Genomic DNA, 13,303 nt, shown 5'->3' on the forward strand with positions numbered 1-13,303 from the left:
TGGGAGCGGCCCCGCTGCGATGAGTTTGGCGCGTGAGTTCATGGGAACTAACACAAGAGTTTGTGTGTTGGAAAGCGGTGGCCTAGAGGTTGACCCACAGGCACAGACACTCTCGGAGGCAACCACCACGGGCGATCCGTTTTTACCACCGCATGTGACGCGTCACCGTCAGCTTGGCGGCAATGCTAATATCTGGTCAATTAAGATCGGCAGTGGGCAGATGGGCGTTCGCTATGCGCCTCTGGACGACATTGATTTCGAGCAACGCGATTGGCTGCCCTACAGCGGTTGGCCTTTTTCACGATCGCACCTGGCCCCGTTCTATCAACGTGCTCAGGCAGCCTGTCAAGCTGGACCGTTTGACTATGACGCAGAAAGCTGGGAGAGCGAAACAACTGCCCGACTGCCTCTTGATTGCGATCGAGTGACGACGACCATGTTCCAGTTTGGGCCTCGTGATGCCTTTGCGTCTGAGTCTCGTGACGCGTTGGCGCAGGCAAAAAACATCACGGTTTACTACAACGCTACGGCTGTAGAACTGCATGCAAACGAACCAGCACAAACGGTTACTCGTGTTCGTGTGGCAACCTTCGAGGGCGGACACTTTGCCGTTGCTGCAAAGATTTTTATCCTCGCGAAAGGTGGCTTGGAAAATGCCCGCTTGCTGCTAGTCTCGCAGCAACAGCAGCCATCTGGTTTGGGTAATCAGCATGATCTGGTGGGTCGTTTTTTCATGGATCATCCCCTCGTTGATGGTGGTATGTTCATCCCGAAAAGCCCCAAGCTGATTGACAAAATGGCTCTGTATGATCTGCGTCAGGTTAAGCAAGTGCCTGTTATGGGTAAATTGACGCTCTCGAAAGCACTGATGCAGCGCGAACAGCTCTTAAATGTGGGTGTGTTGATGTTCCCACGAGCCAGCCTACGTCAGTCTAGAGCGATCGTGGCATTCAAAACGTTAGGCGAAACGATCGCGGCTGGTGAACGACCGGATCAGATTCCCAAACGGCTCTATGAAATGCTTCAAGGGCTGGATTATGTTGCGATCGCCGCTTATCTCGCCGCAACCAAAAAGCAGTCTCTCTTTCACGGTTTTGGACGCGGTGGTTGGTCAGAGCTATCGCATAATCACCGCCGCTTCAAAATGTTTCAGTTGTTTTATCAGACCGAGCAGGCACCCAATCCTCATAATCGGTTGACCTTATCCTCAGAGCGAGACGCGTTAGGCTGTCAAAAGCTGGAGTTGCACTGGCGTTGGCGTGATCTTGACGCTGAGAGCATCCGTCGCACCCACGAATTGTTGACAGCAGAGATCGCGCGATCAGGCCTGGGTGAACTGCGGCGTGAAGGGTCTGAACCACTCCAAGTCCTGTCGCCTTCTGGCGTCGCCCATCACATGGGCACCACACGCATGCACATTGATCCGAAGCAGGGCGTTGTGGATGAACAGTGCTGTGTGCATGGCCTGACAAATCTCTTTATTGCCGGAAGTTCGGTGTTTCCGACGGGCGGTTATGCGAACCCGACGTTGACCATTGTGGCACTGTCGCTCCGTTTGGCAGACCATGTGAAGCAGGTGCTCCAGCAAGCGTTGATCGAAGTTCGGTGACACTAGACTTTACCGTTATTGCTAACCCGTTGTTGCTAAGGATCGTGGATTAAATAACATCGGTCATCCTCACGGTAAGGGCTTAGCCTTCGGCAGGGTTGCCTTCGGCTACGGTAAGCGCTTTTACCCGAATGCTAAGCCCCTACAAAATTGTCGGTTTTATTGAATTCTCATTCCTAAGGATCGTGGATTAAATAAAATTGACAAATTGCTTACATGTAGGGGCGGGCCGTGCGCGCCTACGGGAAATGCCGAAGTGATTAAATTCGTGTTTCTAAGCTTCGGGGGCTGTGCAGCAACCAGGCTGCTTCGTGAGCAACCAGGTTTTTGAGTATCCCTTTGGTGCTTAAAAACCTGGTTGTTCAGAAACCGTGTGTAAGTCCTACTAGAAGGGTCTAGATGCTTTTCCGCAGCCTCTCATTCGTGATCAGGCGCTTGTTTTTACCACGTCTAAACCACTATTGCTGTTGTATAGGGCACCCAAGGCTCGATCGCGGCCTCATAGAGTGTACAGAGGTAATTCTGTCTGGATGCAGATCAGGTCTAGGGCAAGCTCGCGCTATAATCTCGACAAGTTAGGTTCGGTAGTCTGAATGGGCGGGCTGTAGTTGCCTGAGTTCAATAAAAAGGATCGCTGGTAGTGACACAAATTGAAAGAGGCGCGAATGTTCATCAGTCCAAAGGACACTTACGTTCTACCGTTCCACTACAGCCATTAGTCGCTCATCCATCACCCCAGAAAGATCCTTCCTCTCAGTGGTTTTTGAAGCGGTTAACCTTGGTGGCAGTGGCAGCGCTTTCTACCGCTATCGGCATTACGGTTGCGCTTGTGCTTCCGCTGCCAACGGGCAGCGCATTGAATCAAAAAGGGGCACAGCCGTCAGACAAAAACCTTTGGCAGTCTGGCTTTCAGTATCAGGTGGGTCGCCCAGTCAACATTCTGGTCATGGGCATCGATCGTGTCCCTGGCGCCAAGTCAGGCTCAAAAGAGCTTTTTAATGGGCGCAGCGACACGATGTTAATGCTACGAGTAGACCCAACGGACGACTCGGTCAAACTGTTGTCGGTACCGCGTGATACTCAGGTTGACATTCCCAATGTTGGGGTCACCAAGATTAACGATGCCAATGTCAGAGGCGGCGCAGAACTGGCCGCTAAAACGGTGAGTGGCGTTTTGAATGGCATTACCATCGATCGCTATGTACGAGTTGATACCGAAGCCTTTCGAGAACTGGTTGATCAGCTGGGTGGGGTTGAGGTCTACGTCCCCGAGGCCATGTCGTATGTGGATAAAACCCAAAAACTCACGATCAACCTTGCTGCTGGGTTGCAAACGTTGAATGGCAACCAGGCAGAGCAGTTTGCTCGGTTTCGCCACGATGCCTATGGCGATATTGGACGCGTGCAGCGTCAACAGACGTTGCTTAAAGCCTTACTAAAACGAGTCACTAATCCAGCAGTCATCCCACGACTACCTGGATTGGTGTCGGCGATGCAGAAGTATATTGACACCAACCTGAGCGTGGAAGAGATGCTTGCCCTGACGGGTGCTGGGCGTCAATTGAGTCAGGGTAATTTTAAGATGGTGATGCTACCCGGTCGTTTTAGCACTCCCACCGAGTTCAATGCCAGCTATTGGATCATGAACCCTGAGGGGCGCGATCGCGTTATGAAGCAGTACTTCAACATCGATCCAACGACTGCGACAAGCGACCAGATTCGTTCTGCCAACGACCTTAAAATTGCCATTCAAAATGCTTCGAGCAAAACAGACGCTGCTGATCAGCTACGTCGCTATCTCGTGAAACGAGGGTTTTCTAACGTCTACGTTGCTTCTGATTGGTCAGAGAAACAGAGCCAGACTCAAATTATTGCGCAGCAGGGCGATCTGACGAATGCCGAAACGCTGAAAGGCTTGCTAGGAATTGGTCGAGTAGAAGCCGATTCAACAGGCGATCTAGAATCTGACCTGACGATTCGTCTGGGGGACGACTGGACAACTCCAGCAAACTAACTGAGTTTGAAGGTGTCGCTCGTTTGCGTTTAGTTGTTAGATTGAAGCAATGATTTTCTGACTCTTAGGTCATATTTTTCCATGCAACTGTCTGCAATGAAGCTTATGAGACGCTCTCTAGTGGTCTTGCTGGCGATCGCGCTGGCGTGGCTGTGGGTGCTGCTAGGAGCCGCACCAGCGCTGGCTCAAGCAAAAACGATCAACTACAGCAATACCAATTTAGATAACCGGGACTTTTCCAACGCCGACATGGTTGGCAGTGTTTTTGTGGCTGCCGAGATGCGAGGCACTAACTTTGCTGGAGCCAATATGGTGGGTGCCATTTTGACAAAGGGCAATCTTTTAGGGGCGAACTTGACGGGTGCCAATTTGGAAAATGCGTTGGGCGATCGCGTCACCTTCTATAAAGCCAATCTGACGAATGCCATTCTGGTGGGAGCCACCCTGTCTAGCAGCATTTTTGAAGACGCAGACATCACTGGAGCTGATTTCACCGATGCGATTATCGATCGCTACGATCTGACTCAACTCTGCAAGCGCGCGACGGGCGTTAATCCAGCAACGGGTGTTGCCACGCGTGAAAGCTTGGGCTGTCGTTGAGACGGGATGATCAACGCTAGCGGCCTCTCCGGCGACGCGATCGCTGAGTTGACCGCCGTGCTGCTCCTGCCAGCATGACGACAGAACCCAGTAGAGCCGCGACCGATCGAGCGTTATGGGATGCTGCTGGTTGACGCACTGGTATCACGCTGCCATCATCCTGGCTGGCGGCACGATCGGTTAGCAACTCTGCTCGTGACTGGTTAGCTGGCGAGATCCAAACGGCATGAGTACTGGGTGTAATCTCAGAGCCACGATACTTGGCAAACACCTGGGTAAACTCCGCGCCAAACAGAATAATCTGAGCCGAGTAGAACACCCATAGCAGAATGACGACCAGTGAACCGGCTGCCCCATACGCTGAAGTTGCGCCGCTACTACCCAGGTAAAGTCCAATCAGAAACTTGCCGATGTTGAACAATAAAGCAGTTGTAGCGGCACCGATCCATAAGTCTTTCCAGGCAACGTTGACATCAGGCAAAAATTTGTAGATGGCAGCGAACAAAAGCGTGATGAAACCGAAGGAGACAAAAAAATTGACTAGTTGACCCACGATCGCCACATCGGGTAGCAAATGGTTGAAAAAGGTGCCGATCGCGGCCAGTGCTGCCGACAGTACCAGCGATACCAGCAACAGAAAGCCAATCACTAGCACCATCGCAAACGACAAAAAGCGTGCCTGAAGGAAACTTCTAATCCCCTGTCCTGGTTTTGGTTTGACTCCCCAGATTGTATTCAGCGCATCCTGCAATTGCCCAAACACACCGGACGCCCCAAACAACAGCGTGGCTACACCGACGATTGTGGCGACCGTTCCGCCCGAGCCAGGTCGATGCGCGTTTTGAATCATCGACTGAATAACGGTCGCCCCTTCTTTACCGACCAGCCCTTGAATTTGACCAACAATTTCACCGCGTGCCGCATCCTCCCCAAACGCAATGCCTGCGATCGTGATCGCAATCAACAGCAGTGGAGCCAACGAAAAGATCGTGTAGTATGCTAGGGCAGCCGCCCACAGTGGCACTTTATCTTCTTGCCATTCCGTCACCGTCGCTTTGAGCAGCTTGAAAACAACCTTTGGCTTCATGCCCCAATCCCTCTTACCGTGCGATCGCCGTCTCGGTCATCATCGGATGCAAGTTGTAATGGCACATCGGTCTGAAGAATGGCATATGATGGGTGCTCACAGAGATCAACCATATCTGCCGGGATAGGAGTGACAAAAACGCTCCCTGCAGAGGTCTCACCAGGGGTGTATTGCGAGTCGTCTGTTCTCCTGCTTTCATCGAAGGTAGTCTCCTGAATTTCCGTTAAGTAATGCTGCAACCTTCCGTCAAACAAGCGTTTGCGCTGTCAAAAACCAGAACGCGTGCGCTATTGACCTTTAGAGTACGTTTGCTATTAGTGAGTTTTTTGGCACTGTCGTTGGCCATATTAGCCGACCAGCCATCCTCTGCAAGCTCGTCGGCTCAGCCAGCTCAAACGACTGAGAATCCAGCAGCGCCTCCACAGGCATCGCCAAAGCCACCTGAACAGGAGAACGCAAAGCCGCCCAGCCATCTACGGATACCAGCGGCACTCGCGCCTTATCTTGATCCCGGTTTTCATCCAGACTTGCGGTTTGAGCCAGACTTATCGCCGACTGATGCCGACACACAAGCCCTGCGGCTAGAAATTCGCCTGAGTCGTCGTCAGGTCACGCTGTATCGCGGTGAGACACCCCTGAAGAGCTACGCGATCGCGGTGGGTCGTCCTGGTTGGGAAACCCCTGTAGGTACGTATGAAGTCAAGCAAATGATCAAAAACCCGACCTGGGTGCACCCGTTGCAAAAGGGTGTCGTGATTCCAGGCGGCGATCCCGAAAATCCTCTGGGTCGCTACTGGATTGGTTTCTGGACAGATGGTAAAAACTGGATTGGGTTTCATGGCACGCCTACACCTCGCTCAGTCGGTCGGGCTGCCTCGCATGGCTGTGTGCGCATGTACAACAAGGATGTAGAAGAACTCTTTAAGCAAGTGACCCTTGGCACCGTGGTAAAGGTTGTGAAGTAATGGTTTCTGACCGCACTCGCTACCTGATCTCTTAACCCCTGAGGCGTATGATTTGAAGAGCAACGGTGCGATCGCGCAAACATTATGGGCCTGTAAAGAAATGACGTCATGGTTTTAAGCTTTCAGCTGAAAGCTGTCAGCGCTCAGTTCTTCTTTAAGTGCTGAATGCTGACCGCTGACCGCTCAGCTAAAGTGTGCAGCTATTTAAAAAGTCCTATGAATAGCCATGCTAATTAACAGCAGTTGAGATGCCTTCATTGCTCTAGAGGAACGACTCTACCCATCCTACAAATTATTTAGACTACCGACTGAGCGGGTCAGCTCTACCTCAACCTAGTCAGCACCACACAATCGGTGCGCCAACCATCGGCCTGAAAAGGATTTTGCATGAATATACAAACAGTTTCGACCACGCCCTTTACCGACCAAAAGCCTGGAACCTCTGGGTTGCGTAAGAAAGTGCCAACGTTTCAGCAACCCCATTACCTGGAGAACTTTGTCCAGTCTATTTTCGACAGTCTGGAAGGGTTTCAGGGGCAAACGCTAGTCGTTGGTGGTGACGGTCGTTATTACAACCGTGAGGCGATCCAAGTTATTTTGAAAATGGCAGCGGCCAACGGCTTCGGTCGTGTACTGGTCGGGCAAGGCGGCATTCTTTCGACGCCTGCTGCTTCCTGTGTGATTCGTAAAAATGGTGCTTTTGGTGGGATTATCCTGTCCGCGAGTCACAATCCCGGTGGGCCGAGAGAGGATTTTGGGATTAAGTACAACATTGGCAACGGTGGGCCGGCACCAGAAAAGGTGACAGAGGCCATCTTTGCCCACACCAAGGCGATCGCTCAGTACAAAATCCTGGACGCGACCGATATTGATTTGGATAGTCTGGGCAGTTTTCCGTTAGGCAACAGCACTGTTGAAGTGATTGATGCGGTAGCTGACTATGCGGCACTGATGGAGTCGTTGTTTGATTTCGATCGCATCCGCAAACTCCTCACCAACGGCTCCTTCCGCATGTGTATGGACTCCCTCCATGCCGTCACTGGTCCCTATGCCCACGCGCTGTTTGAAGGAACCTTGGGAGCGCCCGCTGGCACAGTGCAAAACGGTATCCCGCTAGAAGATTTTGGTGGTGGACATCCTGACCCTAACCTGGTCTATGCTCACGATCTGGTCGAGATCCTGTTTGGCGAGAATGCACCCGATTTTGGCGCTGCGTCTGATGGTGATGGCGATCGCAACATGATTCTGGGTCGTCACTTTTTCGTCAACCCCAGCGATAGCCTGGCGGTGCTTGCTGCCAACGCCAAACTCGTACCTGGTTATAAAGACGGACTGGCAGGTATTGCGCGATCGATGCCGACGAGCCAGGCGGCCGATCGCGTCGCTGAACGCCTTGGCATTGAGTCGTATGAAACGCCCACGGGCTGGAAATTCTTTGGCAATCTGCTGGATGCTGGCAAAGTCACCCTGTGCGGTGAAGAAAGTTTTGGTACGGGCTCCAACCATGTGCGCGAAAAAGATGGCCTGTGGGCGGTGCTGTTCTGGCTCAACATTCTGGCAGTACGGCAAGAGTCGGTTGAGCAAATTGTAACGGAACACTGGCAGCAGTATGGACGCAACTACTACTCGCGCCATGACTACGAAGGTGTGGACAGCGATCGTGCAGCAACGCTTATGAAAGGAGTGTACGAGCAAATGCCCACGCTGAAGGGCAAAAAGTTTGGCGCGTACGAAGTCGCATACACCGACGACTTCAGCTATACCGACCCCATTGACGGCAGCGTCAGTAACAATCAGGGCGTGCGAATTGGCTTTACCGATGACTCTCGTATTGTCCTACGACTCTCTGGTACGGGTACGCAGGGCGCGACGCTACGGGTTTATCTAGAAAGCTATGAGCCCAATATCGCCAAGCATCAGCTTGACCCTCAACAAGCGCTAGGTGAGCTAATCACGATCGCCGACACGATCGCGGGTATCCACACGCATACAGGCATGGAGAAGCCAACAGTGATTACTTGATAGATCAGTGGTTAGTTTTTGGTTGCTGGTAGAGCGATCGCAGTCTAAAGCAGCCAGAGACTCTAGGGAGATTTCTAGCAGATAAAAGACTCGTAGGGGCAGGTTTGCTCACAAGGTGAACGGCTAGAGGGCAAAACGCTAGCAAAACCTGCCCGCACCCAACGGTAAATTTTTCCTCGGAAGTCTACTAGCTTGAGGTTTGAGTCTGCGATCGCTCCAAGTTTTCTGGGTTGATCCAACCATTGCGCGTGGCCTGATACAGTGCCTGGAAACGTGTCTTAGCTTTGAGCTTGACCAGAATGTTATTGATATGGAATTTGACGGTGCGATCGCTGATGTATAGGGTGTTGGCAATATCGCGATCGCGCAAGCCTTGAGCCAGGAGCGTCATAATTTCTTGTTCGCGCTCAGACAGCTTCTTTGCCTCAGCCTCTGCTTTGAGCGCTAAGCCCCAGGTCTCTCCTTGAGTGACAGCTTCGACCGCAGCATGGAGTTGGGCAGGCGTAATCGTCAAATCAATTTTGGCGCTTGCCTGCTTAGGCACTGGCTGTGTCTGCGTCGCCACCCAGAGAATCGGGTTACGGGTTTCCAGTAGCGCAGGATGGTCTGTAAGCACCGGGACGGTCACCGTTTCTGCGGTAGCACAAACAGTTAACCCTGCCAGATAGGCCAGTTGTGTGAACGCCATCTGCAAAACAGGCAAGCCGCACTGAATATGTACGTGTGGGCCTAATACGCAGCCAGGATAGGGAACAGACAGCAATACTTGTGCCGCACGCTGATCAGCCCCCGCATAGCTCTGTAAACTACCGCCCAAGCAGGTCGCTGCAAACAAAAGTTCGCCAAGCGGTGAGGTACTAGGATGACCGTTTGGCGACGCTTTGGGCATCAGAGAAGAGGCCATTGCTTCTAGAGAGATTTGTGCGGTGCCATACGTTAAGCGGCAGTACATGCACTGCATGTCACGCAAGATTTCCGCTGCCCGCAAAAATAGATACGTCAGCGGTGCTGACAGCGGAATTTCGGTACCCACTAGCGTCAGGCGTACATTGGCTAAAAGACCTGCCAACTGCTCAGAGAGGGGGCTAAAGCTATGATGATTGTGTTTAGCAGTCATCCAGGTTTGTTTTTCCTGGTGCCAGGCTTGCTTTGCTTGTTGATGATGCAGCGCAATTTCGAGGGCGATCGTAACCGTAGCACAGAGGCTCTGTAAAACCTCCAGAAATTCGGGTGCCATGGCCTGTCGGCTAAAGACAGCCAGCACACCCACCACATCACCACCAGCCGTGAGAGGATAGCCAGCAAAGCCATGAATACCGTTGGCGATCGCCCAGTCGCGATCGCGCACCCATATCTCATCCGCCAAAGCATTGCTGAGAAACGGAATGCCATTCTGGGCAATTTTGCCCACCTTAAAGGCTCCCATTGGCACTCTGGCAAACGAACCATCAATGCGGGTGTACATACCTGATGAGGCAACGAGGCACAGGGCTGTACGATCGGGCTCAACGAGCCAGATGCGAGCAAACGCACAGCCAAATTCAGCCACCATGCCATCAGTGACTCGACGTGCGATCGCTTCTGGTTCAAGGCAACCGCTAAGACTACAGGCAATCACATTGCCTTGCTGTAGATCAAATAAAAGTTGAGTAGAGTCTAGAAAACCAGAATTCGACTCAGGCACGAGGAGCGTCTACAAAGCGATCCTTCCCATTGAGACGCAATTACATAAGGGAGTTTGTATCTGAAAGTACAATCCAGCACTACCCAATACTGTGGGTAGTGCTTTAAATCCAATCGTTTAGGGAGCGGCGCCAAGATAACGTACCAGTCAGTCGTAAACGTTGGTGGGGATATGGCAGTGCCATATCCCTACGTCGGGATACTATTTGTCTGGCAAGTCTCTTACGTCTATAGAAGCGCTAGAAACAAGGCCTCTACAGACGTAAATCACCCCCAACTAAAACTCCATCAGCCTGCGTTTGAACGAGCCCTTATGGAGCACCAAAACCGACAGGACTAGGGCTTTTTGCTGCTGGTTTGGCACTAGTTTGATGGGATACTTGTGCACGATCGCCCTGCCCTTGCGGCTCTCTAGTGGATACGGTTCTTGTATCACCTAAAGCTGCATCCTCGTCATCCCAGCCTAATGGCTCAACCGGCATTTCTAGTAGCTCAATCATGCAGCTTTGCACCGATTGCTCAACGCAGGTATCGACTTGCTTCACTTCGATCGGGTTTCCTAGTGTGTCATGACGCATGGTTTCTGACATCACCGTGCAGCTTTGTTGGGCTTGTTGAAGGCACTCTTCATAACGTCGTCGTTGTAGAGTACACTGACGGGCATATTCTTCTAAATCGGTTTTGAAAAGTTGCGACATAGCAAGGCCGTCCTCCTAAAAAAAGAGATGAAGTGAGTCGAGGTACGGTTTGGTTTCGTTGGAGTGTTTTGCAAAAAGAATGCATTGCAAACGATCGCTAGCAGCACATTAGTGCGCTGCCCGCTAGCACCAACCAGTCAAACGTTAAGCAACTAAATTGCTAAGCAATCAATGTTTAAGCGGTGCACTTTTTGCAGAGAGTCATCAGACTGGATTGGAACACTGAAGGCAATTGGACGCCTCACTTCCTTCCTTATTTAATATCGCTCTTCTCAATTCGATCTGCCATACCATCCGTGATAATCCGGATAAATGGCTGTTGACAATGCGGGGATCGCCCATTGGCTATGCTTTGGACAGACGTTAAGATCTCCAACCAATAGTTACGTTGTGTAAACCTTCCCTAAGATAGCCCAGCATCTAACCAGAACATAGACTCATCCGTGCATGTCGCGCATTCACACCAGCATTTAGAACGACGCCTGCAGGATTTTTTGAGTGTTGACAGCAAGAAACTGCTGCATGAAGCGATCAGCAAGTGGTGCCACCGACGGAGAATGAGACGCGGCTTCTGCCAGAAGTTGCGCCAACGTCGTATCTTGTATGTGGCTTTCCTCAAGTTCCTGCTCAATGAGGTCTGCACAACTGCCGAGTGCATGTTCGTCCATTTCGAGATGAAACTGAATCGCCCAAACCGCATTGCCGTAGCGAAATGCCTGGTTTGGGTACATGTTGCTAGTGGCAAGATGCACACAGTGTGACGGCAGTTCAAACGTGTCTTGATGTGATTCAAACACTTTAAATTGATCAGGGAAGCCCTGAAACAGTACATCTTCCTGACCCATTTCGGTGAGTTCCAGGTCACACCATCCGGCCTCCCGACCAGACTCACCACGATAAACGCGAGCACCTAGCACTCGCGCCAGGATTTGCGAACCTAAACAGATGCCTAAAAGCGGAATTTCTTGCGCGATCGCAGTTTCTAATAGTTTAAATTCTGTCTGTAGAAATGGATAGCGATCGTCTTCATACGCACTAACTGTACCGCCTAAAATGACAATGTGGGAGTAATGAGAGACTGGCTCTGTCAAGATCTCTCCTTGAGAAGTATCTAAATAACGAAACGGAATCTGAGCCTTTTTTACTGCCGTTTCTAGCATTCCCAAACTGCTGCAGGGCTCATGCCGGATCACCAAAAGGTTAGGAGAGTCAGTCATCATTTTACTTAAGTCTCAGGGTGCTAGTTTTACTGTTTTACCATCGTCAATGAGCGGCTTTCAGGCAGAGATGATTGGTTAATTGACCAATTTTTTGTAAGAGTTAGGTTTAGTGACTCTCTGATCGGTCATCATGAGTCGCCCAGGCAAAATCCGCCCCCACAGCGAACTACAGTTTGCAGCGGTCTAGTCAGCCGAGGCGCACGGATGCTTTTCTTGCCTGCCTTGACGCTGCGATCGCAAAGCGGAAACCAGCTTGTTATAATAACCGATTCGCAGGGGAAGTTTGTCGCGTTTACAACATAAAACAAGAATATGATGAATTTCAAATATTTAGCCTTCTAATGGCTGTTTGAAGTGGTGCAAAAGAGGCAAGCCAGGGTAAAGTTTTAAGTGACGCTGTTGGGATGACTGTTAACCATGTCTTTGCTTACTCAAGCACAAGTTACTCGTTTCCACGATGATGGTTTTCTCATTGTCGAAAATTTGCTGACGGATGCGATCGTCCAGCAGCTTGTAGAGCGCGTTGATCCTCTGTTTGCTGGCGAATTTGAAGCGGGAATGTATCCTGATGAATGGTACTGGAATCCTTATCTCGGACGACCCCACGCATCGGCGCAGATGAGTAATGTTTGGAAGAGCGATCGCGCCCTTGCCTCTGTCGTGCTCTCTGCCAAAATTGGGCAAATGAGCGCTGAATTGGGCCATTGGTCAGGTTCACGGCTGATATCGGATAGCTTGTGGATGAAGCCCTATGGTGCTTCGGAAACGACGCTGCATCAAGACTCGATGTACAACTTTTACTACACGCCACAAGAAATTGTGGTTTGCTGGATTGCCCTCAGTCAGGCGATTCCCGGTGGCAGCACGATCGAGTACGTTCGTGGCTCTCACAAATGGACACTTTCAGAAGCGGTGCCTGAGTTTCATGCGGTAAACAGAGGCTATCGTGCGGCAATGGAGCAGGCAGCGGAGCAGGCTGGTATTACGCAACCAGAAGTATCACTGTTAGCAATGCCTGCCGGAAGCTGCGTGTTTCATCATGGGCACATGTGGCATGGCTCGAACAAAAATCTCATGCCCAACACCGTGCGTCGAAGCCTGGTTGTAGCGCATGTACCAGTTAATGCACGCTTTAAGTCGACCGATGCTTACGTTCAAGGTGGCTATCTTCCTGGTCGCTATAAGCGGTACGGTGACGACACAATGGATGAGAGCTTTTTCCCGATCGTCTGGCAGCAGGACGGCTACCGCACGCCATTTTTAGCCGACTACTGTGAAGACGCACTAGCGATGGCTGTCGCTTGTTGAATTTTAGCGATCAGCTATTAGCCATTAGCTAGTGGTCAGCGGTCAGCGGTCAGCGGTCAGCGGTCAGCTCTAAAGCGTCGGTTGACTGCTAACGTTC

The 13,303-nt window shown here is 51.3% G+C and carries 11 protein-coding genes; 7 read left to right on the forward strand and 4 right to left on the reverse strand.

The genetic code is table 11. The features are described 5' to 3' along the window. The 3 genes from C7B82_RS05385 to C7B82_RS05395 form a co-directional block, all read left to right on the forward strand. Positions 1-1,609 (forward strand): GMC oxidoreductase (locus C7B82_RS05385; RefSeq protein WP_106255288.1); only part of this gene is annotated, 1,609 nt, incomplete at its 5' end. Positions 1,610-2,249: 640 nt separating this feature from the next. Beyond that, positions 2,250-3,623, forward strand: coding sequence for an LCP family protein (locus tag C7B82_RS05390; protein WP_106255289.1), 1,374 nt, complete (start codon positions 2,250-2,252; stop codon positions 3,621-3,623). Positions 3,624-3,728: 105 nt separating this feature from the next. Continuing rightward, positions 3,729-4,223 carry a pentapeptide repeat-containing protein gene (locus C7B82_RS05395; RefSeq protein ID WP_245939745.1) on the forward strand — a complete coding sequence of 165 codons (495 nt, stop codon included), beginning with the start codon at positions 3,729-3,731 and terminating at the stop codon, positions 4,221-4,223. Positions 4,224-4,239: 16 nt separating this feature from the next. Here the strand turns inward: C7B82_RS05395 and C7B82_RS05400 are convergent, their stop codons facing one another. Continuing rightward, positions 4,240-5,310 (reverse strand): YihY/virulence factor BrkB family protein, encoded by a 1,071-nt coding sequence (locus C7B82_RS05400; RefSeq protein WP_106255291.1) that lies wholly within the window; start codon positions 5,308-5,310, stop codon positions 4,240-4,242. Here C7B82_RS05400 and C7B82_RS34170 point away from each other — a divergent pair. The 3 genes from C7B82_RS34170 (at position 5,309) to C7B82_RS05415 (ending at position 8,297) form a co-directional block, all read left to right on the forward strand. Further along, positions 5,309-5,437, forward strand: a complete 129-nt coding sequence (locus C7B82_RS34170) for a hypothetical protein (RefSeq protein WP_281258930.1) — start codon at positions 5,309-5,311, stop codon at positions 5,435-5,437. The genes C7B82_RS05400 and C7B82_RS34170 overlap by 2 nt on opposite strands. Positions 5,438-5,540: 103 nt before the next feature. Then, positions 5,541-6,275 (forward strand): L,D-transpeptidase, encoded by a 735-nt coding sequence (locus tag C7B82_RS05410; RefSeq protein ID WP_106255293.1) that lies wholly within the window; start codon positions 5,541-5,543, stop codon positions 6,273-6,275. 387 nt (positions 6,276-6,662) lie between these two features. Beyond that, the gene (locus C7B82_RS05415) at positions 6,663-8,297 is read left to right on the forward strand and encodes an alpha-D-glucose phosphate-specific phosphoglucomutase (protein ID WP_106255294.1); all 1,635 of its coding nucleotides are present in this window, start codon (positions 6,663-6,665) and stop codon (positions 8,295-8,297) included. A gap of 187 nt (positions 8,298-8,484) precedes the next feature. On the opposite strand, the gene C7B82_RS05420 is transcribed toward C7B82_RS05415, so the two are convergent. From C7B82_RS05420 to C7B82_RS05430, 3 genes are all read right to left on the reverse strand, one after another. Then, positions 8,485-9,981: a GAF domain-containing protein gene (locus C7B82_RS05420; RefSeq protein ID WP_106255295.1), complete on the reverse strand. Its 1,497-nt coding sequence runs from the start codon at positions 9,979-9,981 to the stop codon at positions 8,485-8,487. 310 nt (positions 9,982-10,291) lie between these two features. Beyond that, complete coding sequence (locus C7B82_RS05425) at positions 10,292-10,678, reverse strand: hypothetical protein (protein ID WP_106255296.1); 387 nt, start codon at positions 10,676-10,678, stop codon at positions 10,292-10,294. 470 nt (positions 10,679-11,148) lie between these two features. Next, positions 11,149-11,895, reverse strand: coding sequence for a type 1 glutamine amidotransferase (locus C7B82_RS05430; protein WP_181357359.1), 747 nt, complete (start codon positions 11,893-11,895; stop codon positions 11,149-11,151). A 420-nt stretch (positions 11,896-12,315) separates the two neighbouring features. Between C7B82_RS05430 and C7B82_RS05435 the strand changes: the two genes are divergently transcribed. Beyond that, complete coding sequence (locus C7B82_RS05435; RefSeq protein ID WP_106255298.1) at positions 12,316-13,206, forward strand: phytanoyl-CoA dioxygenase family protein; 891 nt, start codon at positions 12,316-12,318, stop codon at positions 13,204-13,206. The last annotated feature ends 97 nt before the right edge of the window (positions 13,207-13,303 follow it).

It is taken from the genome of Stenomitos frigidus ULC18, assembly GCF_003003795.1.
In the GTDB taxonomy this organism is placed as follows: Bacteria; Cyanobacteriota; Cyanobacteriia; order Leptolyngbyales; family Leptolyngbyaceae; genus Stenomitos; species Stenomitos frigidus_A.